At 45.4% G+C, this 23,792-nt stretch carries 17 protein-coding genes and 1 pseudogene; 11 read left to right on the top strand and 7 right to left on the bottom strand.

The features are described from left to right. Both VF412_RS16390 and mreC read right to left on the bottom strand, forming a co-directional pair. Positions 1–209, bottom strand: a pseudogene (locus VF412_RS16390) (hypothetical protein); the annotation flags it as partial. Next, positions 206–1,237 (bottom strand): rod shape-determining protein MreC, encoded by a 1,032-nt coding sequence (mreC, locus tag VF412_RS16385; RefSeq protein ID WP_331340343.1) that lies wholly within the window; start codon positions 1,235–1,237, stop codon positions 206–208. The pseudogene VF412_RS16390 and the gene mreC, both read right to left, overlap by 4 nt. 189 nt (positions 1,238–1,426) lie before the next feature. Between mreC and VF412_RS16380 the strand changes: the two genes are divergently transcribed. The 3 genes from VF412_RS16380 to VF412_RS16370 all read left to right on the top strand — a co-directional run bounded on the left by VF412_RS16380 (position 1,427) and on the right by VF412_RS16370 (position 4,360). Next, complete coding sequence (locus VF412_RS16380; protein ID WP_331340342.1) at positions 1,427–2,461, top strand: SurA N-terminal domain-containing protein; 1,035 nt, start codon at positions 1,427–1,429, stop codon at positions 2,459–2,461. Between the two features lie 73 nt (positions 2,462–2,534). Then, entirely contained in the window at positions 2,535–3,101 is a 567-nt protein-coding gene (locus tag VF412_RS16375; RefSeq protein ID WP_331340341.1) for a hypothetical protein, read from the top strand. Between the two features lie 176 nt (positions 3,102–3,277). Continuing rightward, on the top strand, positions 3,278–4,360 hold the full coding sequence (locus VF412_RS16370) for an endonuclease/exonuclease/phosphatase family protein (protein WP_331340340.1): 1,083 nt from the start codon (positions 3,278–3,280) through the stop codon (positions 4,358–4,360). Between the two features lie 61 nt (positions 4,361–4,421). On the opposite strand, the gene VF412_RS16365 is transcribed toward VF412_RS16370, so the two are convergent. Continuing rightward, positions 4,422–4,826 carry a cytidine deaminase gene (locus tag VF412_RS16365; RefSeq protein WP_331340339.1) on the bottom strand — a complete coding sequence of 135 codons (405 nt, stop codon included), beginning with the start codon at positions 4,824–4,826 and terminating at the stop codon, positions 4,422–4,424. A 21-nt stretch (positions 4,827–4,847) separates the two neighbouring features. Further along, positions 4,848–5,417 carry a nucleoside triphosphate pyrophosphatase gene (locus tag VF412_RS16360; protein WP_331340338.1) on the bottom strand — a complete coding sequence of 190 codons (570 nt, stop codon included), beginning with the start codon at positions 5,415–5,417 and terminating at the stop codon, positions 4,848–4,850. 82 nt (positions 5,418–5,499) lie between these two features. Here VF412_RS16360 and folE2 point away from each other — a divergent pair, with 82 nt between their 5' ends. From folE2 to uvrA, 3 genes are all read left to right on the top strand, one after another. Then, positions 5,500–6,411, top strand: a complete 912-nt coding sequence (gene folE2 / locus VF412_RS16355) for a GTP cyclohydrolase FolE2 (protein WP_331340337.1) — start codon at positions 5,500–5,502, stop codon at positions 6,409–6,411. Between the two features lie 78 nt (positions 6,412–6,489). Further along, positions 6,490–6,987, top strand: coding sequence for a Fur family transcriptional regulator (locus tag VF412_RS16350; RefSeq protein WP_331340336.1), 498 nt, complete (start codon positions 6,490–6,492; stop codon positions 6,985–6,987). A gap of 70 nt (positions 6,988–7,057) precedes the next feature. Next, positions 7,058–9,658 (top strand): excinuclease ABC subunit UvrA, encoded by a 2,601-nt coding sequence (gene uvrA / locus VF412_RS16345; RefSeq protein WP_331340335.1) that lies wholly within the window; start codon positions 7,058–7,060, stop codon positions 9,656–9,658. A gap of 20 nt (positions 9,659–9,678) precedes the next feature. Here uvrA and VF412_RS16340 read toward each other — a convergent pair whose 3' ends face one another. Continuing rightward, on the bottom strand, positions 9,679–10,617 hold the full coding sequence (locus VF412_RS16340; protein ID WP_331340334.1) for a hypothetical protein: 939 nt from the start codon (positions 10,615–10,617) through the stop codon (positions 9,679–9,681). Positions 10,618–10,992: 375 nt separating this feature from the next. Here VF412_RS16340 and VF412_RS16335 point away from each other — a divergent pair, with 375 nt between their 5' ends. Then, positions 10,993–12,021, top strand: a complete 1,029-nt coding sequence (locus tag VF412_RS16335; RefSeq protein ID WP_331340333.1) for a DUF475 domain-containing protein — start codon at positions 10,993–10,995, stop codon at positions 12,019–12,021. Here the strand turns inward: VF412_RS16335 and VF412_RS16330 are convergent. Together VF412_RS16330 and VF412_RS16325 are read right to left on the bottom strand one after the other, a co-directional pair. Next, positions 11,963–12,859, bottom strand: a complete 897-nt coding sequence (locus tag VF412_RS16330; RefSeq protein ID WP_331340332.1) for a DMT family transporter — start codon at positions 12,857–12,859, stop codon at positions 11,963–11,965. The two genes, VF412_RS16335 and VF412_RS16330, sit on opposite strands and share 59 nt — an antisense overlap. Next, positions 12,852–13,574 carry an FAD-binding oxidoreductase gene (locus VF412_RS16325; RefSeq protein ID WP_331340331.1) on the bottom strand — a complete coding sequence of 241 codons (723 nt, stop codon included), beginning with the start codon at positions 13,572–13,574 and terminating at the stop codon, positions 12,852–12,854. Before VF412_RS16325 ends, VF412_RS16330 begins: the two co-directional genes overlap by 8 nt. 230 nt (positions 13,575–13,804) lie before the next feature. Between VF412_RS16325 and VF412_RS16320 the strand changes: the two genes are divergently transcribed. The 4 genes from VF412_RS16320 to VF412_RS16305 all read left to right on the top strand — a co-directional run bounded on the left by VF412_RS16320 (position 13,805) and on the right by VF412_RS16305 (position 23,768). Continuing rightward, positions 13,805–15,901, top strand: coding sequence for a hypothetical protein (locus tag VF412_RS16320; RefSeq protein WP_331340330.1), 2,097 nt, complete (start codon positions 13,805–13,807; stop codon positions 15,899–15,901). Between the two features lie 102 nt (positions 15,902–16,003). Beyond that, on the top strand, positions 16,004–17,053 hold the full coding sequence (locus VF412_RS16315) for a hypothetical protein (RefSeq protein ID WP_331340329.1): 1,050 nt from the start codon (positions 16,004–16,006) through the stop codon (positions 17,051–17,053). 263 nt (positions 17,054–17,316) lie between these two features. After that, on the top strand, positions 17,317–20,670 hold the full coding sequence (locus VF412_RS16310; protein ID WP_331340328.1) for a hypothetical protein: 3,354 nt from the start codon (positions 17,317–17,319) through the stop codon (positions 20,668–20,670). Further along, positions 20,667–23,768, top strand: coding sequence for a S8 family serine peptidase (locus VF412_RS16305; RefSeq protein WP_331340327.1), 3,102 nt, complete (start codon positions 20,667–20,669; stop codon positions 23,766–23,768). The genes VF412_RS16310 and VF412_RS16305 overlap by 4 nt, the downstream gene beginning before the upstream one ends. Positions 23,769–23,792: the final 24 nt, after the last annotated feature.

Raw genomic sequence — 23,792 nt, 5'->3', positions numbered from 1 at the left:
AGGAGAATAAAGCCCATAGCGTAAATCGTAAAGATCGCCGGCACGGGTTTGCGATAAAGAGTCACATACACAATAAGGTTCAACCACAAAAGTGGAGCGGGGACGTTGCCAAAAAGCTGGAACCAAAAAGTAGTTTGAAATCCAGCTACGACAAACAAAACCGCAAATAGAATTAAAAAATTCAGCAAGAAGTTCCAGCGCAATTTCACTGTTTTTTCTCCTCAGAAGTTTTCTTTGCGGCAGGAGCTGGTTTCGCAGATGTCGCTGTTTCATTTGGTTTTGCTGTAACCGGAGCAGGTAATGCGCCAGCCGTAGGAACTGCGACAGCCGAGCCCGGTGCAGGGGCCGAGCCTGTTGCAGGAGTTGTTCCCTCAGCGGTTGGCGTTGTGCCCGGAAGTGCATATTTATCACCGAAATCTTGTTTCGCGGCATCTACGACAACAAACACCTCTTCTACTTTATAAGGATCAACGATAGGGCGAAGATCTACCTTCAAAGAAACGCTGAATGTCTTTCTTTCAACGGATTGAACAATCGCAACAGGGAAACCTTTCGGGAAGATGTTATCAAGGCCGCCTGTGACAACAAGGTCGCCTTCTTTAACGTCTTCTGTTCTTTCCACATATTTCAAAGCACAGCTGCTTTGTGATTTACCTTCCACGATACCATGGGCGCGTGTTCTTTGAACGATACCGTCAACAACAGCATAACGATCTGTGATCAACATCACATGAGAGGTAAACGGTTCTGGTTTAAAGATGTAACCAAGCACACCGCCTGTTGTGATAACAGCTTGTCCTGGTTTGATGCCATCCACAGTTCCCTTGTTGATCGTGATAGTGTTGTGATCAATCACCAAGTCACGGCCAATCACCTGAGCTGACGTCAAAACCATTTTCGTTTGTTGTTTGAAGTTCAAAAGATCGCGAAGACGATCGTTCTCAAGAAGAAGTTCGTTCATCTTCTCTAAGCGTGCTTGCATCTCGTTGTTTTCACTGTGCAGATCCGCGCTCTGTTTCTTGATATTGATCAAGTCTATGTACATTGCGGTCGTATCTTTAACTCCATGGCTGAAACTATAGAAAGTTTCGGACACGGCGCTACCTAGAAGACTGAATGGTTTGACCAACCAGTGGGACTCTTGCGGTCTTTGCTGCATGTTAATGGAAAGGAGTGGCAAAGCCAGCACGATTCCAATGAGTACAAGTTTCTTGAGATCAAAGTTGAAAAAGTTCAAATAGCACCTACCTAAGCTGTCAGCACGAGCGTTCAGCGAACGCCAACATCACAACGCTATTAAAAAGAGTTAAGGAATTCAACAATTTCCCCTTGAAAAAATAAGAAAATCGTTGGGTAATGAAGCCGACATTATTGAGCCTGATCTTTTCACTCGGGCTCGCAGCTTGTTTAGAGGGAAGGAATTTTTATGAGCAACAGTATGGCAGATTCAATGAGAAGAAAACTCTCTGGGAAGAACGCGACGGCGATCGTGCTTTTTGGTGCCATCATTCTTGTTTTCGTATTTTTTGGCTATCAAGGTAAGTTGGGAGGAAGTGTCGGTTCTGTCGCTCGCGTGAACAACACATTGATCTCTATCGCGGACTTCCAACAAGAGGAAAACCGTGTTCAGCAGTACTACCAAAACTTATTCGGTTCTTCTGTAGATTTTAGCTCTCAGCGTCAACTATTGCGTCAACAAGCTTTAGAAAACTTGGTGCACAGCGAATTGGTTTCTCAATCTGCAAAAAAAGAAGGCATTTTGGCGACTGACGCAGAAGTTCGCGATTTTATCGTTAAAGATATTCCATTCTTCCAACAAAATGGCCAATTCCAACGCGAATTCTACACTCGCTATTTGGAAGCTACTCACTCTTCTGCGGGTGATTTTGAAAATAAAGTGCGCAAGGACATTGCGAATGTTCGCATCCGTCACTTGTTTGAGCTTGCAGGTAAACCATCTGCGCTTGAACTGAAGAAGCTTCAAGATCTTCGCAGCAACAAAATCAACGTTCAATTTGTGAAAATCGATCAAGAGGCGATCTCTAAAGCAATGACGAAAGAGAAAGCGGAAGCTGCATTGAAAGATCTTGATGACGCTTTGGCAAAAGGCGACGAAGCCGCTGTTAACGCGAAACTAAAAGAGATCAAAGCTTCATGGGAAGAAACTGGTTTCACTGAAATTGGTGCTGACAGTTTTCCAAAAATCACAAGCCAAGTTGCTAACGAAGCGATCTTCGAATTGACGAAGGCGCAACCTTTGTTGAAACGTTTGGTTCGTGACGGTAACACAAAATACATTTTGAAGCTTAAAGAGACGAAAGTTGAAGAAGCGAAAAGCATAGAACCAACAACTGTGGAAATGACACAAAAACGTCGCGCAGACGGTTTGTTCGAGTCATGGATCAATCAATTCCGTGCAAACTCAAATATCACGATGAATCCCCAAGCTCTTCAACAGTAAGATGTTGCAGTTCGTTCGAGAAATTCCCATTCGAATTCTCATCCAAAAGGCCTCGTCGGAAAGACGGGGCTTTTTGTTTTATCTTGCTGTCGGTTTTTCTAAAGAAGTGAATCCGCTTTCAGGGATGACCGTCAATCTGATGTTGGTTGATGAGTGGCTCAAAGAACTTAAGGAGGCTCTTGAAAGCGCTCCCTTTATTTCCACTCATGACAACTTAAATGCTAGTTTTGCCGAAATTATGGCGATCGCTCGCTTAAGTCTTGTTGAAAAGGCAGTCCAAGAAAGTGCGACATTAATAAGTTTGGAGTTCCGTGAAGAGCGCTCTTGGTCTTTTTCTTGGAATCACCAGATGCCTGCCGAGGAGTTATCCATGAAGTACAATCACTTCATGGAAGCCTTTCCTTTAACTGCTTCCGAATTTGATCTGCTGAAAATTGAGTTTAAATGGCGTCGTCAGCAAAACTGCGAAGCCGACTTCCACCATGAGGACTTTAAAATTCTGAAGCCATTGGTGCCGCGAGATCATGGGCATTTGCACAGGTTACTTAAAGAAAAGATAGGTACAAAGTTAGCTAGTGGAAGCTTTCTTGAGTCCATTCAGGTGCATCATCTTGGCGGCAGGTATTCCGTCGAAGTTTGATTTATTCCTGAAATTCCCCGGAACACCGTTAAGAATTCGGTAGCAGTCATTTGTCGTCCTGTCGAACCTCTTGACAGTCTAAATCCAATTGGATCAACTAGGGCTCATTTTTCCTATGCATAAGAATTGAAGTAAGCAGCGTTGGGGAGGTCCGTCTCCCAAACTATGAGGAACTTATGGCATTTAAGCACTTCGTTATAGCATCGACATTGCTTTTAACATCTTGGGCCGCCCAAGCCGAAATGGCTTTTGTTGCGGATCCGGGACCTCCGCGATTTTGCATGCAGAGTTTCAATGCCTATGGCCCAGCCTATGCCTTGCACATGAAAGAGCGTACGGATTGGATGATGGCAGATCTTGAGGGGCGTCCTCGTTGTGATGTGATTCACTTTCAAGAGGTTTGGAATGATAAGCAGATCAACATCGTCGAAGATGCTCTTCGCGGCATGTACCATATCAGTGATCCCAATCGTAAAGAAAAAATCGGCGTAATGTCTTTGTTTATGGGAGACATCATTTCCACCGAGACCCACGACTTCAAAGTCAATAGCGATGGCAATATTTTAGATCGCGGCCGGGAACTATTTAACGTTAAGAAAGCTTTCCATATTGTAAAGGCTTCTGTCGGTGTCGATGAGGATTTGTATTTTATGAATACGCACCTTCATCCAACGAGCCAGGCCGTGCGTTTAACACAAATTCTTGAGCTTCTTGATTGGCGTGTAGCTCATCAAGATTTGAAAATGCTTCTGTCGGGTGACTTCAATGGTGACGAGCACTCTTTGGAAAGGTCCGTGATGATGTACACAATGGGTCTGCATGATTCATTGTTGGAAACTTTGGGCGGCACATATCCAAAAGGTCTTTGCACGTACTGCAAAGATAATCCGCTCAGCTGGTTATGGAGCGATCATATTCTTGATTATATTTTCTTTTCGAACGTTGGTGGCTCGGCAACGCATTTACATCCTTTAGATGGAAGCATCAATATGCGCGGAACCCCTCGCCATCCACTGTCAGATCACTATGGTCTTCGCATCAACTTTGCTATGGAGCCATCTTCTAACGCGGTCGATTCTAACAGTCTTGAACAGCGTCGCACGGAAGCTTTGAAATTGTTTGATCAAATTATTCAGATTCTGTCGTCACAGAAAAAACAGGCTGATTTCGCACCGGCTTTACAAAAAGCCAGGAATTATCAAGCGCAGTTGGCAACTCGCCAGGGCGAATTCAACAGCTATTTTGAAAAATTCAACTAGAACAAATAGAAAAGGGACCTCAAGGGTCCCTTTTTAGTTCGATATTTAAGGTGAGGTTCGGTTAGTCCAAATGGCTTGGGCCGAAGGCCTCGGGGAATATATCGGCGAATTTGAAAGTTTTCATTTTGCCTTGAAGATTTGCGGTGTGGATCAGTGTGTTTTCAGAACCGAACTCTGCAATTACTTGGCGGCAGAATCCGCAGGGTGGCCATGGCTTTTCAGCGTCTGAAACCACTAGAACTTCTTTGATATCTTTCTTAGCACCTTCGCTGACAGCTTTGAAAATCGCGACTCGTTCAGCACAAACTGTCCCACCGAAAGAGGCATTTTCGACATTGCATCCAGAAAAAATTTGACCATCTGCCATCAGAACCGCAGCGCCAATCAAGGCGTGGCTGTAAGGGGCGTGGGCTCTTTTTTGAGCAACACAAGCAGCATCGAAGAGTTTCTTTTGAATGTCTGTCATAGTGGACCTCTTTTTTACGATTTAAAGCGGATCACAATTCTCTAACAACTTACTTAGCGCAATCAAGGGCAAACCTTGGATGGCTGTGAAATCTTCACTTTCAATTTTATCAAATAGCATAATCCCGTGTTTTTCGATCTTGTAACTGCCAGCACAGTCGATCGGATTGTCCAGGCTCACATAACGTTCGATCTGTTCACGGCTGAGCTTTTTCATATGCATGCGTGTGATATCAGTGTAGGGGAGGACCTTGTCTCCGTCGAAAATACAAATCGCCGTCACAAGTTCATGAGTTTTGCCCTGCATGGAAAGAAGCTGTTCTACGGCGCGTTCCGTCGTATGAGCTTTACCAATGATACGGCCCTCAAAAGACACAAGCTGATCTCCACCGATAACGATTTTACCCGGGCCTTTCAGGCTTTGAGCTTTGAGGAACGCTAGTTTTTCGGCCAAGGCGCGTGGCGCAAGACTAGGATCTTTCTCTTTTTCCTCGTCGATCAAAGGCGCAAGGGCTGTAAAAGGCACAGCTAAACGATGCAAAAGTTCTTGTCGGTATTTAGACGTGCTGGCGAGGATCAGTTGCTTTTTCATGCTATCAGTTATATTTCAAAATCGCTGTAAAAACTATAAAAACAGAGTCACAGCAGGGTATTTACGGTAAAAGGCTCCAATCATGACTAACAAAAATCTTCCTGACGTAGCTAAAGAAACTCAATCTGAAAAATTCGCTCCCATTGACTGGGTCGGCATGGGCTCTATCGAGCTTCCGATTTTGTTAAAACAAGAAGACGGTGTGTACCGTATTCCTGCACGCGTGGATGCGAAGGTGAGTTTGGATAAGAAACCCTCTCGCGGTATTCACATGTCGCGTTTGTATTTGATCACTCAAGATGTTTTGACGAAAAACGAAATGAGCTTAGGCCTTTTGGGAACAGCAACGGACGAGTTTTTGAAAACTCACGAAGACCTTTCCACTCAAGCCCAAGTTCAAGTGAACTTCGAAGCACCTTTAGTGCGCAAAGCTCTGAAGAGCGCGAACCAAGCTTGGCGCTCTTACCCCGTGGTTTTGGCATCTTTCAATGAAAATGGAGTCAAAAAATACTTCGTGGAAGTGATCGTTACTTACTCAAGCACATGCCCAGCTTCTGCAGCGTTGTCTCGTCAATTGATCCAAGATAATTTCAAGCAACAATTCTCGAATGAGAATGTTGATTTCGACGTGATTCATTCTTGGTTAGGAACAACTCAAGGGATCGTAGCGACTCCACATGCGCAAAGAAGTTTTGCTCGTGTGAAAGTGGAAGTGGGCTCAACCTTCAATTACGGTGATTTGATTGATGTGGTTGAGGACGCGCTGCAAACCGCCGTTCAAGGCGCTGTAAAACGTGAGGATGAACAAGAGTTTGCCCTTCGCAACGGGCAAAACTTGATGTTCTGTGAAGACGCGGCTCGCAGAGTGAAAGAGGCTTTGGATAAAAAAGGAGAAATCCTCGATTATGTGGCTGAATTCAGCCATGTCGAGAGCCTGCATCCACACAATGCCGTTTCCCGCATCTCTAAAGGGCTAAATTTGCGAGGTTTTTGAAATCTAATTGATAATAGTTCTTAGAATTGGTGACATTCTATTATCCTTGACCCTATAACTGCCCCAGAGGTGACTTATATGGGTCGAGAATCAGTACCAGTTCTGCCGCGCCAACATGACGAAGATATTGTGATTCATCACGATTCTTTCGATGAGGCGGAACTTAAAAAGATCATCCGCGCCCTCAATCTAAAAGTCACAAGTCAGCGTATGGCGATCCTTAAGACTCTTCATGAAGGTCGTCGTCACGTCACAGCTCAAGAACTTTACGAGAAACTCAATAAAGATCATCCAGATATCGGTTTTGCCACGGTTTATCGTTTCCTTCGCACTTTGACGGAAGGTCATTTTGTGACTGAAGTTCGTATGGGTGGATTGCCTGCTCGTTACGAACTGACTCCCAAAGGTCACCATGACCATTTAACGTGCGTAAAATGTGGGAAGATCTGCGAATTCGAAAACCGTGCGATTGAAAGTCTTCAAGATAAAGTTGCCAACCAATTTGGCTTTAAACTGACCCATCACATTCTTGAGCTTTACGGTATTTGCCCAGACTGTCAGTCCAAGGGCTTGTAGACCTGCACGCACCGGAAAAAGGTACGGCGTCCCTTGTGGACTTTTTGCCCTCGTCCTAGAATGAGGGCTTATGTCGCACACTGAAGATGGAATCATAGTAAAAGGCGCAAAAGAGCACAATCTGAAGAACGTCAGTGTCGTTATTCCTCGGAATAAAATCACTGTGTTCACGGGCTTAAGTGGCAGTGGAAAATCTTCGCTGGCATTCGACACCGTCTACGCGGAAGGACAACGCCGTTACGTCGAAAGCTTGTCAGCATACGCACGAAACTTCCTTGAACAACTTAAAAAACCAGAAGTGGATTCCATTTCCGGTTTGTCCCCAGCAATCGCTATCGATCAAAAGTCGGTGAGCACAAATCCACGTTCAACTGTTGGAACCGTGACAGAGATTTACGATTACCTGCGCCTGCTTTACGCCAAAGTCGGTGTTCCTGAATGTCCAACTCATCACATCCCGGTGACAAGTCAAACTCCGCAACAAATCATCGATGATGTTTTGAAAAAATCTGCGGGGGCCAAGTTCTATGTCTTGGCGCCAATGGCTTCGGGAAAAAAAGGGGAGTTTCTAGCGGAATTCCAACGTTGGGCTAAGAAAGGTTTTGTTAAAGCCAAAGTCGACGGCAAGATGATCGAGCTTGATAAGGCTACAAAACTTGCGAAGACGAAAACCCATGATATTGACTTAGTTGTTGATCAACTGATTTTGAAAGACAATCTTCGTCCGCGTTTGTCTGAAAGTATCAATACTGCTTTATCTATGGCAAATGGCCGCGTGATCATTGAAACTTTGAGCGGCGAGCGCACATCATATTCGCTTCACTCGGCATGTCCTGAGTGTGGTTACAGCTTCCCAGAAATCGAACCGCGACTTTTCAGTTTCAACAACCCTCGTGGGGCGTGCCCGACATGTAATGGCCTTGGTACTATCGACTTGGTTGAGGAAGAACAATTTTCTGACGGTGAAGTGGGCGGCAAAAAGTTAGATAAAGTCATCTACAAATACAAAGGCAAAAAAGCTTCTGACGAAGATGATGAAGAAGGCGAAGAAATGATTCTGAATGATTGCCCTGATTGTCATGGCACTCGTTTAAAACCAGAAGCTTTGAATGTTCGCTTGGGTGGTCGCACGATCGCAGAACTATCTGACTTAAGTGCTAGTGAATTGCGTGATTGGATTGCTGATCTAAAATGGCGTTCAAAAGACCAATTGGTTGCCGAAAAAATCGTAAAACAAATTTTGGGCCGATTGGATTATTTGATCCGTGTGGGGACGGCGTATTTATCACTCAGTCGTTCTTCAAGAACTCTTTCGGGTGGAGAAGCGCAGCGTATTCGTCTGGCGACGCAAGTGGGTTCATCATTGATCGGTGTTTTGTATGTGATGGACGAACCAAGCATTGGTTTGCATCCGCGCGATCACCATCGCTTGCTTGATATTATCGGCGAGTTGAAAGATCGCGGAAATACGATCCTGCTGGTGGAACATGATGAAGACACAATTCGCTACGCTGACTTTGTCGTGGATTTAGGTCCGCGTGCGGGTCGCCTTGGTGGCGAAATGATGGCCCAGGGAACGCCGAAAGAATTGGAGGCAAATCCAAACTCTTTAACGGGTCGTTATCTTTCCGGTGATGTGCGCATTCCAATTCCTAAAGAGCGACGCAAAGGTAACGGCGATTTCGTCAAACTTTTAGGGGCGACAGGCAATAATCTGCAAAACGTGGATTTGCAAATTCCTCTGGGAACCTTCACGACAGTGACGGGTGTTTCCGGCTCTGGAAAAAGTACGCTGATCATTGATACATTATATAAAATTTTGGCTCAGCATTTTTATAAGGCCATGGCGCAACCATCGCCTTTCAAAAAAATTGAAGGTTTGGATAAGATCGACAAAGTCATTGATATTAATCAAAGACCGATCGGTCGCACACCACGTTCAACGCCGGCGACGTATGTCGGCTTGTTCCCAATGATTCGTGATCTGTTTGCGAATTTGCCGGATTCAAAATTGCGTGGTTATGAACCGGGCCGTTTTAGCTTCAATGTTAAAGGTGGACGTTGTGAAACGTGCATGGGACATGGGCAGATCAAGGTGGAAATGCATTTCTTAAGTGACGTGTTTGTGACTTGCGATACGTGCTTGGGTAAGCGCTACAACCGTGAAACTTTAAATATTAAATATAAGGGCAAATCGATTTCTGACGTTCTAGATATGAATGTTGGCGAAGCTTTAGAATTCTTCCGTAATCACAGTCAAATCCATCGCAAACTTGAAACTTTGCATCGTGTAGGTTTGGACTACATGACGTTGGGGCAAAGCTCGACGACATTGTCGGGTGGCGAGGCACAGCGTGTGAAGTTGTCTAAAGAATTATCTCGTCGTGGAACGGGAAAAACCTTGTATATCTTGGATGAACCAACAACGGGTCTTCACTTTGATGACGTTCGTAAGTTGGTTGAGCTTATCCAAGAGCTTTCAGACCAAGGCAATACGGTTCTAGTCATCGAGCACAACTTGGAGGTTATCAAGGCCTCCGATCACGTGATCGACTTGGGGCCTGATGGAGGAAAAGGTGGAGGACGTATCGTCGCCACAGGAACTCCGGAGCAAGTTGCGAAAGTCAAAGAAAGCGAAACCGGAAAATTCCTGAAGACGGTTTTGAAGTAGGCTGGTGTCCTCGAAGTAAGCTACTTACAGATATAAGCCCCCACGGTGATGTCTCCTTGGTAGGACTTGATGTCGTCCAAGGATTTCACTGATGAGCAGACTCCTGTTGTTGCCATGTCGGCACCGACTGTGTATCCCGCGGCTAACCAAGAAGATACCTGTGAGTTGATCTGATCACCTGCGGCTCCGGCCAAGGTTTCATAGTTACATGCTTTCGCTGCCACTGGTGGTGGAGCTTGCCATGGACTTGTTTTGCTCAAGGAAATACAGGCTGACAAACCATCACGGTAATCGTTGGCTTTCACATACATATCTGGCATTGGATCTGGATACTCCCAAACAGGGCCATAAGGATTTGGTGCCGTAGAGGAAGGAACCAGCATGCCGCTGATGTTGGCGACACTTTGCTCGCAGAACACTTGAATGGCTTGACCGACTTCAAGACCGAAATAGGTTTCAAAATAGTCTGAATAAGGTGGCTTATACCATAAGCCAGTAAACATTTTATTTTGCAAAGCAGTGTCGTTATTCAGCAATCTTTGTACGACGTCATTCTGTCCAGCATCAGGCGTACTGTCAGGATAAAGAGCGGTGCTACAGCGATTTAACTTTGCCAAATGATCCGCGATCGTTGTCGCAGCATATTTATTCCCATAATAAGCACGATTGATAGGGCATACGGCCGCCATAATATTCATAAGTTGTTTTGCTTTTAAAGACATTGGCGGTTCTGCCGGAGGAACGGCTGGAATTTCGCACTTCATGCACGAAACTACCGCTGTCGAACTGTCTGACGAGCAAGAACCAGATGTTTTCTTATAGACAGGATCAACTGTCGGAGTCGTCGGGTCCGTGACGGTTTGCTTACTGCCCAAATCCATGCTGCTGAACTTCACTTGACCATCGCAAGCGGCGAGGCAAAGTGAAAGTGCTGATAGGGCTTGCATCATGCGTCTCATAGATTCCTCCGATTCCTGGTAACAAGGCAAGAGTGATACCAAGTATTTTTCCTTGAATAATATGAGGTGAAGCTGAGTTAAGTATTTGAAAGCTATTTTGATTCTCAATCAGAGATGCTCGATGAATTTTCATTAAAGTGTCGACTTGCTGGCGCTGCTGAAGTTTCAGTCGAATTACCAAACTTTAGAAATGCAGAGTTTCTGGAAGCTTTTTGTTTTTGTTCACAGAAGTTAAATGAAACTGTAAACAGGGTGAGCGAAATGAGGCGCGGAAGGAATGACTGCACATAAAAATAGACTCACGATTGCTCCGAAGTTCGCAAAGAATGACTTCAAATTTGACAAGACCCTAGGTTTGGCGCACATCATTGGAATATGAAATACTTCAGAGGCTCTTTTGTTTTTTCAATTCTTGGATTGGCGCTTGCAGCTTTCATAGGACACTACTATGGAGGAACAACGTCAGCAGCTCTTGAAGCATTATTCATCGCGGGCGTCCTTGCGGTACTGGAAATTTCCTTGTCTTTCGATAACGCCATCGTGAACGCCTCTATTTTAAAGAATATGTCAGAAATATGGCGACATCGCTTTCTGACATGGGGGATGATTGTCGCTGTTTTTGGAATGCGTCTGTTATTTCCACTTCTGATCGTTGCTGTAGTGGCTCATATTGACCCTTGGAATGCGCTTGTTATGGCGACTTTCCATCCTGATGAGTATGCGAAACTGATGACGTCAGCTCATCTGCAAGTGGCGGCCTTTGGTGGAACGTTCTTGTTGATGGTGGCGCTTAATTACTTTTATGATGAAAATAAGAGCGAGCATTGGATTGCATTGTTCGAAAAGCCTGCAAGTCTTTTAGGTAAAGTCGAAGCCGTCGAAATGGCTTTCAGTGTTGTGATTCTCATTGCAATTTCCGCATTCTTGCCAAGCCACGAAGACGCACTGTCATTTTTAAAATCGGGCCTTGCGGGTCTAGTCACTTACGTCGCAGTCGATGGTATCGGATCCTTCATGGAGGCTTCTGAGGATACAATGAAAGACATTCATCGCGCCAGTGCCGGAATGTTTATTTATCTTGAAGTGCTGGATGCCTCTTTCAGTTTTGATGGCGTGGTTGGTGCATTTGCCATCACACACAATCTTTTCATCATCATGATCGGTCTAAGTATCGGAGCCTTCTTCGTTAGAAGTTTGACGATCATGTTTGTTGAAAAAGAGGCATTAACGAAGTTTGCTTATCTCGAGCACGGTGCTTTTTATGCCATCGGGGTGTTGTCGGTCATTATGTTGACTGATCCCTTCTTGCATATTCCAGAATGGATCACTGGACTTGTCGGAGCAATTATCGTGGCGGTTTCATTTCTGGCGTCTTTGAGGAAGGGTCCCAAAGAATCTGCATAACCGAAGCAATCATGATAATCACCGCACCTGAGGTTTGAAACACCGTCAGGCGTTCATTCAAAATAAAAAAACCAAAAATAGCGGCAAATGGTGATTCTAAAAGGAACAACATACTCGCTGTAGTATCAGATAGAATTCTTTGTGTGCGAACCTGAAGGTAAAATGCGATAATGCTTGAACCTAAGCCCAATGCTAAAAGTCCGGCAATGGCTTCTGTGTTTGAAGTTCTCCAGGTGACATGATCCTGCATGAAGAGCAGGGGAGTCAGAATTAACAGGCTCCAAAAAGATTGAAAGTTGTTAAAACGAAATGCATTGCCGACTTTGTTAGAGATCTTTCCGATATAGATAATATGAAATGCCGCAAGGATCGAGCAGGCCACAGTCCAAAGATCGCCATAGTTGATGCCACTTAAATTTGCATCCATCAAGATGAATGTGCCGAGCAAAGCTACACCCGCTAAAGCATAGTTCTTCCAACTGCTCTTGTTTTTAAAAAACCACGCATTGAAAAGTGGAACTAGGATCACATAGAGACTTGTAATGAAACCACTCTTCGTAGCCGTAGTGAATTTCAAACCGATAGCTTGCAAGAGCAGCATCGTACCTAGAATAGCGCCTGCAGGCATTGCCCGCAGGAAGTCTTCTTTGGCAGAGCGAAGTGCCGGCCCCTTGATGATGAGATAAAGGACTTCACCTATCACCGTTGCTGCGATAAAGCGATACACCAAAGTCTCTGTTGGAGTGAAGGCTGCCATGGCCCAGACTGTGGCAACAAAGCCGAAGCCCCAAAGGACTCCAGCAAAGATCAATTCAAGAACGGCGCGATTTTTAGTCAAAAGCCTCTGCCCAGATGCGAGATTTGTCGATGCCGTCAATTTCGATCAATTGATGTTTGATTTCCTTGATCATGCCGCCGTTACCACACATGTAGAATGTCGTCGGAATATTTTTGTAGTCGTATTCAGACAGGAAGTTTTGGATGTAGCCTTTTTTGCCTGTCCAAGTTTCAGAAGGGCGGCTTAAGACAAACTCATACTTGAAGTCGGGAAGCTCTTTCACCAAGGCATCAAGTTCCGGTTTGTAGTACATGTCCTTTTCAGAACGTACACCAAACAACATGCGATACTTCAGCTTTGGATAAAGCTCTTTCTTAGAAAGTAGATAACAAATGTGCTGTGAAAGACCCGTTCCAGTATTGAGGAAAAGAATTTGTTCTGTCGGAGGTTCTTGGAAAAAAACTTTTCCAAAGGGACCTGTGAAGTTTAACAGTTCGCCACCTTTAAGATTCCACACGAACGTCGAGGCGACGCCATTCTCAACAAATTTGAAAAGTAAACGGAAGCCATTTTTGATGCGGTCATCAGAGGCGATGGAGTAAGCACGCAAAATCGGCTTCGCTTCCCCTTGAGGCACGTTCAGCATCACAAATTGCCCCGCTTTATAGCTAAACTCTGCGGGGGTTTCTGTTTTCAGGACCAATTCGCGGACAGAGGGGGTGTGATCGATGATTTGTTCAACTCTCATGTGATAAATCGTGCGAGCGGAAGACATAAAACTCCTTAGAGCCTGCTTGGAAAGACCAGCTGGCGGCGTTGCTTCTGGTCGCGGCACGAGGTGGACAACTTCCTCGGCGCGCCTTGCATCTGACCTTTTCAAGCAGGCTCTAAAACGGGCTTAATTGTGACTTAAGCTATAATCCGAAAATCCCAGACAGTCCAACAATTTAGCTTGTTACGAAACCTCGCATTCACTAAAATTATGGCAACTGACGAGGTAACATCGTGAATATTGCGCAGCATCTGGTTTTGTCTCTCTTAATTCTTTTGGGATCTTCGGTACGGGCTCAAGAAGTCAATCCAACGCCAGCTCCAGAAACACCTTCAGCTACAGAAACAGCACCTGCTCAAAGTTCTCAGGAACCTGTAACGACCTCTGCGCCTGAAGAAGTGCCAGCTCCTACAACCTCACTGCTTAAAACAGCGGCTACAAAAGAGTTCAACAAACCATTGTTCTTCGATCAGTTGGATAACGGACTTATTCTTCCCCCTTTGGAACTTGATTACGATCTTTCGCAAAATGGAAAGCAATTGAGAGTCGGCAACGTCACAATGAGTGACAAAAATTTCTTCTTCAGTTTATTGCCTTTGGGAAAAACTCATTCGCAACTCAGCAGAGTTTTGCCGGCGGGACAGGCAGGCAAGTTGGCTCTCGTTATGGAGTGGCCCGACAAAATGGTTCCAAATGGAAATCTAGAAATGATTTCTAAGACAGGAGCTGTTTTGTGGCATGCGCGTATTTCCCCGGCGGACATCACAGTTTGGAATCAAAAACTGGATGCCTGGAGGAGATCTCTGACTAAAGCGGGAGTTCCTGCAAAAGATGTCGCTCGCAGTGGAATCTTTGGAACGCAATACGCGATCTTGAATGCCGAAGCAGCAGGCGTATTTGCCAACGTCAACGAGTCCTTCCGCTTCTGCTTAAGTGAAGAAAAGGGCAAGAATTCTACAAAAATCTGTTCGGCACGTTACGCGATTAAAAAAGCAAATAACACGATATCCATGGGGAAAGTTCGCGTCGATGCGATTCCGCCACGCGTGTTAGTGAACAGCGAACAAGTCGCGCTTCAAGCAACAAAGCCGGTGGCTGCTGATGCCATGGTCAGTTTTTATGCAGAGTTAATGACAGGCGAAAGCTACGAGTTCATCGTTCAGCCTAACAAGCTTCAATTGATGGATATCGCAGACACTGCAAATCCAAAAGTTTTGCGTATCGTTGGCTACGATACGAGACCGATTGGTCGCTCGGTGATCTTGAATCCTGATCAGTATACAGCGTTGACTCGCATGATCGGTTTTGAGTCGACGATCGGTGATCCTCGCAAGTTCTGGGCTGCGGCTTTGCCGGTGGATAAGGCGGAAATCTTTTTGCCAGGTCAAGGTGGGGGAATCTTCAGGCAACGTCTTGAGCTTTCAGAGATTCCTCGTCGTCAATCACGCTTATTTCTTAATAATAGAACTCCGAATGGAACCTATATTGATGGTATAAAGCTCGAAGGTCGTAAGCAGCCGAACTCGGAAGTCACTTCAACTCAGAATTCAATTGAAAACGACGAGAAGGACCCCGCACATTTTTACTGGCGCTTCAAAGCGACAGAGCGTGGTCAGATCAATCGCTCTTATTTGAATGTAAATTTCGAAGGCAAGACTTACAGATCTTATTACGAAATCTATAAAGGTTTTCCTCGCGAGTTGTCAGCACGTTTGTCAGGTGTTGGATCTTCTAGCGGTTTAATCATTCTCGGAGAGCTTGCCTACAACCAATGGTTTGAAGATCTTTTTGGTTGGACGAATTATTGGGCCTCTCGCCAACGTTGGGGGTTTTCTGCGAAGTACTTCCAATCCTTCAATCAGTTGAAAGTGGATCAAGCAGGAAACACAGCTCCATTGAGTGTTTTGACGGTAGATTTGAAATATCGTCTAACACCAGGTCTGTGGAATCGTGACGAATCAGTAGGTCTTTTGGGCTCTTACCAGAGTGTGAAGTTTGATCAGTTGAAAGCGCCGATGTTAGGCGGTGGTATCTTCTGGGCGCGTTCGATGCCGAAGGCTTTGGATGATATTTTTAATGTTCTCGATTTTATGAGACACCCAAAATGGGTGGATGTAGAGTTCATTTATTACACGTCCTCGATGGATAGTAACGTGACGTTGAACTCTTCCATGGCTCTGAACTTCCACGGTAAGGTGATGTGGACAGATAATTGGTTCGGTGAGGCTGGATTCGGTTACAAACGTTATGCGTTTACCGACTCTGTTCAGAACCAAAAAGCCGAGTTGAACACCTTTTATGGAACTGTCGGCGTTGGTTTGAACTTCTAAAAAAGGTCAACTGTCTAAGATCTGAACATCTGAAAAAGAATTGAACGATGTTTTAGAGTGGTTTTGAAATTGCTCTCAGGAATGCTGGCGAAAGGGCATTCCATGAGGGCAATTTTACTTTTTGGGCTGTTTGTTCTTAGTTTCATTTCTTTTTTATTGGTAGGTGTTGAAAAAGCCTATGCATGGTCATTTTCAAAAAACGAACCTAGTGCCACAGTAAGTATATCTTCAAAAGTGGTTACGGACTCCTTAGTCCGTAATCTGAGTTGTCGCAAAATCGGTGTGAATGCGATCTATGCCGCAATTCGTGAAGATGCCTTCGATCAGAAGCGAAATATGCCTATTCAGAATTGGTCTTTCTCTAGTGGTGGATTTCCGATTGCTGGGTGTTGGGCTCTTTCTAGTACTCAGCGCATGTTTTCATATATGACTCGTTATAACGAGGCACAGGCTCACGGATCTTACGATCGTACGTTTGCAGTTTTAAATATGGTTCGTCGGTCTGACCCAGATGAAGCCTCATCCAATGAGTACCCAGGAAGACCTGGGGAGAATCTTCAGACACAACAGCTTCGCGAAGGCCCAGCCAAGGTTGCCGTTTTCAAAGTTGCGGAAGATTCTCTAAGTGATGACTATCGTTATGGCCGTCAAGGTCTTTGGACAGATCTGATGGTTGGGCTCAATCAACGTTTTCCAGGAGGCAGTTTTCTGCACAGAAACTTCCGCGGCGACGTACAAGTGAATCAAGCTTATCACTTCTTCCGTGTAGGAAATATTGGAATGGCCGTGGGATCTGGTTCTCGCGGCGAGGGAAGAAATGCTGAAACAGCAGCTCAACTCGTTCGTAACATTTCAGGTAAGCGTCTGACGTTAGTAAATCTTCGCGTGAATCAAACGAATCAACACGTCGTGATGGTAAAGTCTTTCACTAAAGATTCCAGCGGCAATATCCTTTTTAAAGTCTACGACTCTAATCAATTTAGGGCTGATCAAAATCTTATCTACAGCAGTAAGTATCAGCAATTTTATGCCCCAGATGTGATGGGTGCTTTTGGCGGTACAGGTTCCCTAGGGGCTTTCATCGTGAGTGAAGACGAACGAGGTCCACTCGAAAATGCGCTCGTAGAATACTATAAACAGGCTTGCAGATAGACTGAGCAACCACGTAAAAGTTGCAAACTATCCCTGCGAGATCAGGGCATTTGTGCTCTGTAGTACTCCACAATTGTTTAAAGATCTATTTATTCCAAATTTGCCATGCCCATTTTTGGCGCAGTACTTGCTGAATGGCCTCCGTGGCCCAAATGGGACTTTTTTGACACCAAAACCCGAGGTTCCGGATGTCTTTACGTATAGTTTTAGTCTGTGCTTTATGTTTAATGGTGCTGTCAATAGCCAGTGCCGACAGCGTGACCATGCCTTTAAACTCAGTCAAAAAACCCGCGGCCGACTTGATTACAAGCGCCGGAGCTCCTATCGATGTCGGCCAAGCCGCAGCTATGGCGGGGCAGGGAACAGATCTCAGCCTTTACAACCCTCAAGACAATAAGATGTGGCAAAACCGCTCGTATCCAGCGGTTGAAGAAAAACCGGGTGCTTATCCTCAAGGGAATAATGGTGTTAAATTCCTTTCTGAAGAAGCTGGTATCGTTAAAGCCTTTACTTACATGTCTCGCGTTCAATCCGTAGAAAATCCGGGAAAATTCTATCGCTTCAGTCTGAGTCGTTATTCTCACACAGCTTTGATGCGTGCTGCACTTTTAAGACGTTTAGGCTATTTCGTTGAATCGCCAAAATATTATAAAAACTTGCGTGTGTTCTTTGCAAGCGAAGACGAAAAGAAGACTTTCCAGACTAATGCTGAAACTAACATGATCGTCGATATGGCGAGCCGTGGTTGGATCATCGAAGATAATAAAACGAACCACAGCTTGGTTTTTTCAGACGCGGTTCTTGAACCTGCTTCTGATGAGTATTTCGATATTCATTGGGGGTTTGCTCCAGATCCAAGTTTCCCGGATCAATTGCCTGCGGTTCAACGCTATTCAAAATATCGTGCCTACCGTGCATTGATCTTACCATTTACATTGGTTGACGTCCCAGAGAGTGTGAACCGTTTCTCGCCGAAATTGGGATCGGTTCTTTCAGGTAACGTCGTATTGACTCATCCTTCAGCGGCTTCTTTCCAGGCCTGTACTTACGAAGACGGACGTTGGTTGATGCGTCGTCTGCAAACTCTGACGGCGAAAGATTTCTCTGACATCGTAAAAGCAGGAGCGTTGCCTGCTGAACTTGAACCTTTGGTTCTAGCGAAGCTGTACTACCGTGCTGAAAACGGTTTGGAGTTGTTCAATCTTAAAAATGTAGCAAATTGGCCAAGACCTTCTTTGGATATTTCGTCTCCGTCAGGACTTGTTCAACACGGTAAAGTGATGAAAGAGTTTGCTCCGGGGTATCCACAACGCTTTGCTCACGGTGATCGTGAATCTCCATTCCAAGACGGTGACCTGCAACGTTACTTGGGTATTCGTGGTCGCACCGCTGTGGTGCAAACGGCGATCAATCAATTGAACAACAAGTTGAATCTCTTGAATACAACGGACCTCTACACCAAACGCGGTCAACAAATTCAACAACGCATTTGGGATCATATCCTCCATGATCCGACAGAGCCCTTGTATCAGCCGATCGAAGCATGGGGTGGACCCGTTGGCGGCTTCTCTATTAATGGCGGTCGTCAGGTTACGACAGGCACATACTACGGAAGCTCTGCGGCTATTCAGTTGGTCGATGACCTATCCGTGTCTGCTAACTTAGGTTACTTCATGGCTCTTGACGGTGTTCCTAAGGTTTCGCCAGTAGGCGGTGCAAATATCGTCGTGACACGTGATTACACTCACGTACGTCCTCTTCTTTCTATTACGGAAGGAACGAAAGTTCCGTGGAAGGATTTAGTTCTTCCTAAGTTCATGAGCAATATTTCTGCGATTCTGGATGAACCGGATCCAAAGGCGGGTGCTGCGGTTGCGAAAACAACTGACGGCAAGCCCGCGAAAATTCCTCTGGATCAATTCCTAACAGACCTTCGTGAAGGTGAGGTTTTCACAATCACGGATTCAGTGGCTTTGGCGGGTTACGCTCAAGTGGCGGCCTCTATCGATACTTTGATCGGTATTACTCCTCTTGATTTTATGAACACCGTGACTTTAGGAGTAGACGGTTCACGAGCCATCCTTCGTCAAACAAGCTTTATGCGTACGAAAGAGGGTATTCAAGTTTATGTAAGATCACAAGGCTCAACAGCGTTTGGTCTTGAACTTGATGTGAACTACTTCATCAATCTTTTGCGTGTTCGCGGAACGACAACAATGGCGAACTTGCACACGGATGCATTCGTTATCGATTATCAACCAGAGCTCGCAGATCAGTTGGATTTAACTCAAACGGATAACAAGTATGTTAAGACGTTCTTGGATACTCGTGCGAATTTGAAACCGACCTTGCGTGCCCTGTTCAAAGAGAATGATCCAGAACTTTTGTATTCCAAATTTAAATACCAGCAGTTCGAAATTGACCATGATCTTAAAACTAATGAGCTTCGCACAAGATTCCTGGCTCGTCGTGTGGATGGATTGAATGAAGATCATCTTCTAAAAATCCGTTACCCGCGCAGTCCTGATGCTCCAAATCTAGATCCTAAAGATGAAGAGATCACATTGTTCTCGAACAAACGTGGTGAACTTGTCGGTCGTGACCTTTTAGGTTTTGCGATGGATTGGATTACTGGCATCTTGAATCACTGGTGGCCAAAAGGTCGTGTCAGTCTTGCTGACAGCAATGACCCAAATCCTGCGAACACTCCATTTGGTAAGGCTTACTGGCGTACGGCAAAAACAGAAGCTGATCTAAGTGCCAACGTAAAACAATATCCATCTGTTGCGATCTTGCAGCACGTATGGGGTGGATGGCATTTGAATCGCAAGTCCTTCTTGCAATTGATTGACGATGTTCAAGGTCAATTCGCAGGAACTCCGGTGGCATCATATCGTTTGATCGAGCCGGAGGCGTTCTCCACTGTGACCGCTGTGGACTTCTATAGAATCACAGCAAATTTATCTGTATTGCCAGGTGGTTTGGATCGTATTCGTGATTTGATCTTGCAACCAGATGCAAACGGCAAACCTGTTGAAAAAGCAAAATTCCTGGGACGTTTGTTCCAGAAGTTAAGCGAAAAGCTGGGGCACGGTGCTCGTGCGAATGATCGTGAGATGTTCAACGACCTTGTCAGTATTTTTGGTAATGGAGACTACAATACGGGTCTTGCGAAGTTCAATACCATGTGCCAACAAGCTCGTGAGCAGCAAAATCACAACGGCAATACTGCGCAGACTTCAAGTGGATTCTGGCAAAACGGAACTTACTATGACTGTTTGATGCCATGGGTAACAAAACTTTTGGACATGTCTGCCAAATATCCATCTGACAAAAAACTTCAAACAGAATGGATGACAGGCGTTCTGTACATCTTGGATGAGCAGATCCCATTGCCGCAGTTGTTGAAGTTTTTGGGGCAAGAAAACTATATCTTCTTTGTTCGTATCAATGGCTTCCGCACAGGCGATGAGGATGGCGATATCGAATACTTCTCGAACACATTGGGTGATCCTAAAGAGAATATCGATTATGCCAACGGTCTAATCAGCATGTTTGCGACGAAAACACGCATCTCTCCGATCGAGTTGGATCGCACGCAAGGAGGTTTCCAATGATGAAATTTGGAATTTCAATCCTTTTAGTTTCTTTGTCGTTTACGGCTTATGCTGCAGATCCATTCGGCGATATGCAGTGGGGCTTGAACAACCAAGGTATTCCGCAAACTATCGACTTGGATCCTCTTCATATTTATAAAATTCAGGCACGTGCTCACGAAGACGTGCATTTGCCAACACCTGTGAAAGCGCCTAAGAAAATTCTTGTGGCGGTTCTTGATACGGGCATTCAGAAAGATCATCCGGATCTTCAAGGAATCATTCATCGCAATGAATCCGAGTGTAAGGCTCTTGAAAAATTCAACGCGTGTCTAAAAGAAAAAGACCGCAAAACTTGCGAAAAAATCTGGATGGATCTGAGTAATCCTGAAGTGGATCAAGACCACAACGGTTATCCTTTGGATTGCCAAGGTTGGAGCTTGTTGGGTGGCGTGAATGGTGCCAACATCATGGGGCGTCCTGACTTTGATGATACTCAAGGTCACGGAACCCACGTAGCGGGTATTATTGGTGCTATTGCTGATAATAATATCGGAGTCAGAGGTTTAAGCCAGAACGTCGAAATTTTGCCGGTGCAAGTGATTGGTGTTCAACCCAGTGAGCCGATGAAGCCTTTGTCTGTGACAGATTCACCAACAGAAGACGGTAAGGAACAATACAATCGCAGTCTTGGTGACATGGTTGCTCGTGGCGTGATCTATGCGATGCGCTCGGGCGCAAAGGTGATCAACTTCTCTATGGGGTGGCCCCAAGTTGTTGATTCTGATTTCATGAGACAGGTTATTCAAGAAGCACAAGCGCGCGGCGTGATCATTGTGGCTGCTGCCGGCAATGACTCGACTCGCGCACTTCTTCGTCCTTGTGCTTACAAGAACGTGATTTGTGTAGGCGCCAGCGGTCCAGACGGCGGCATGGCGCACTTCTCTAACTACGGAAGTGGCGTCGATATCGTTGCGCCTGGTGTGAATATCCTAAGTACATATCCAGAAAGCATCCGTCCGGTTCGTTTCCGTTCAACTTTAGGTTACGAGTTCTTGTCTGGGACATCTCAGGCTACTCCTTTCGTAACAGCCGCTGTGGCTGAAATGTTGGCGCGTGGTGTTCCAGCTGAAGAAATCTATCCACGTTTGGTGCTTGGGGCTCGTCCGCTTCAGTCCAATATGAACCTGCTAGAGGGGCTCCCTAATACGACACCTGAAAGTCTCAAACCGGAAAAGGAAAGTTATCAAAAATATACTTTAGCCGGAAATATGGATGTGGAGAATTCGTTGAAAGTTCAACCACAGCCGTTGATCGTACCTGCTGTGAAAGAAAAATCTGAAATTCCATGGGATCGCCAAAGCAAAACTTTGAGCTACCAAATCACGTTCGTGAACAAGTGGCAGGCCGTGGATATTTCTCAAGTGAAGATGAATGCGCAATTCATCAAGCCTCATCCAGATGCGGTTCGTCCTTGGATCACAGGTATTAAAGAGGCAGCACCATACCCGGCGTCTTGGAACATGGGCGAGGAAAGAAACTACGTTGTTACAATGGTAATCAACGATACGTCGGACCCTTCGCAATCTCGTATTCCAAGCGAGCTAGATTTAACAGTTGATGTGAGCGTGAACGGCCAGGCGGCACGTCGCTATGTTTTTGAAAATGAAGTCACTGTCGCCATCGGTCCTGACACAAAGGCCTCTGATATCAAATCATTGGATGTTGCGAATATGCCTGTAGGCGTGCGCACAACGTTTATGCCAGTGGATCAAAACTTAGATGCTCATCCAGAGCTTCGCGAGTATGTGGCAGTTTCTCAGAATAAAAATCAATGGCAACTGTGGCTCGTAGGTAACAAGGGCAATGACTCTTACGCAGCTGTCGGTGGCACAAAGATTCGTATTGATGGCGACTCTGACAATTTCAACGAGCAGGTGATGGCTCGTATGGATATGAACGGTGACGGCATTAGTGATTACGTTCTGGGGGTTCTTGAAGACAACAGCGAAAGCGACGATGCGAAAAGTTCGCCGACAAGCTTCTATGTCTTTGATAATAAAATGAAGCTGATTGACAGCTTTAAATATGACAGCGTTATGGCGCAAATGCCGTTCGAAGTGTTCTGGCAAAAAGTTGGAAACACAAAACGCCCTGCTTGGGTCGGCAGCGGTAAAGATCCGGCCAAGACGCGCTCGCTTCGTGATCGTTGGGAAAATCCTGATAACAAAGAAGCTTCAAAAGTTCGCTTCTATTATCTGGATGAAAAGAATCAGCTAAAAGCCATCGAAGAATATCAGGGCTACAAAATCATTGATGTCATTCAACCTCGCCAAGAGCAGGCGACAGCGGGCCGTGTTCCAGTATTGCTTGCGAAAAATCAAGGTACTGAAGCGAAGCCATCTTATTTGTATAGCTTTGCCGTGGCAGAAGTGGTGAATGGCCAAGTTCAAAACTTTATGGAGATGAATCTTTTCGCCAATAACGACACGTACAGAAACATTTTGGATACTCTCGTTGGTGAAGTGAAATCGTTAGATTATAGCAATGATGAATATGCAGGTAGCTTCTGGTTCGGAGAAGGGTTAAATCGTCAGCAACGTTTGTCGGTATTCGATAATAAGAATTGGGATTTGATCGATCAGGAACTGGGCGCACAACGGTCCCAATTTGACTCCGCACTGCGCGTAAGAGCTGTCTTCACGGGCGAGAAGCGCAAGGGTGCGTTCGTTTTAACGAACTCGGAAATTGAATACCATGACCTTCAGGGAGGTGCCGTTCTCAGCACCAGTATGGAACGCTATACTTTCTTCCCTGACAGTCTTATGACCGCGCTTTACAACCCGTTGACGATCATCGATTCGCGCGATGCGACAACGAAGCTACCAGCATTGTTTACGACAGAGACCTCTGGCCTCAGCCGTGGTGTCAAAATGTTGGTACCGGTTTTTGCAAAGGATGGAACTGCGGTTGAACTGGTGTCACCTGCTCGCTTGAGATTTAAGTCTTCTGCGGGATGTCGTCCACTAGACACTCCGGTGTTTGAAGGCGTACAAGGGGCCCATTCGTTTGACTACTTCTGCGGAAATAAAATCCTCAGAGTTAAATTAAGTTACTAAAAACAGGAATAATTGGGGGAGGAA

This window comes from Bdellovibrio sp. (assembly GCF_036384735.1).
Lineage (GTDB): Bacteria > Bdellovibrionota > Bdellovibrionia > Bdellovibrionales > Bdellovibrionaceae > Bdellovibrio.
The sequence above is the reverse complement of the archived record's forward strand: the minus strand, read 5'-3'. Positions and strand labels throughout refer to the sequence as shown.

What these genes read in the sequence shown, in the direction of transcription:
- VF412_RS16335 (WP_331340333.1), top strand. Translation starts at nt 10,993, where the DNA reads ATGAAATACTTCAGAGGCTCTTTTGTTTTTTCAATTCTTGGATTGGCG.
- VF412_RS16305 (WP_331340327.1), top strand. Translation starts at nt 20,667, where the DNA reads ATGATGAAATTTGGAATTTCAATCCTTTTAGTTTCTTTGTCGTTTACG.
- VF412_RS16370 (WP_331340340.1), top strand. Translation starts at nt 3,278, where the DNA reads ATGGCATTTAAGCACTTCGTTATAGCATCGACATTGCTTTTAACATCT.
- VF412_RS16315 (WP_331340329.1), top strand. Translation starts at nt 16,004, where the DNA reads ATGAGGGCAATTTTACTTTTTGGGCTGTTTGTTCTTAGTTTCATTTCT.
- VF412_RS16365 (WP_331340339.1), bottom strand. Translation starts at nt 4,826, where the DNA reads ATGACAGACATTCAAAAGAAACTCTTCGATGCTGCTTGTGTTGCTCAA.
- VF412_RS16350 (WP_331340336.1), top strand. Translation starts at nt 6,490, where the DNA reads ATGGGTCGAGAATCAGTACCAGTTCTGCCGCGCCAACATGACGAAGAT.
- uvrA (WP_331340335.1), top strand. Translation starts at nt 7,058, where the DNA reads ATGTCGCACACTGAAGATGGAATCATAGTAAAAGGCGCAAAAGAGCAC.
- VF412_RS16325 (WP_331340331.1), bottom strand. Translation starts at nt 13,574, where the DNA reads ATGTCTTCCGCTCGCACGATTTATCACATGAGAGTTGAACAAATCATC.
- folE2 (WP_331340337.1), top strand. Translation starts at nt 5,500, where the DNA reads ATGACTAACAAAAATCTTCCTGACGTAGCTAAAGAAACTCAATCTGAA.
- VF412_RS16310 (WP_331340328.1), top strand. Translation starts at nt 17,317, where the DNA reads ATGCCTTTAAACTCAGTCAAAAAACCCGCGGCCGACTTGATTACAAGC.
- VF412_RS16340 (WP_331340334.1), bottom strand. Translation starts at nt 10,617, where the DNA reads ATGAGACGCATGATGCAAGCCCTATCAGCACTTTCACTTTGCCTCGCC.
- VF412_RS16380 (WP_331340342.1), top strand. Translation starts at nt 1,427, where the DNA reads ATGAGCAACAGTATGGCAGATTCAATGAGAAGAAAACTCTCTGGGAAG.
- VF412_RS16360 (WP_331340338.1), bottom strand. Translation starts at nt 5,417, where the DNA reads ATGAAAAAGCAACTGATCCTCGCCAGCACGTCTAAATACCGACAAGAA.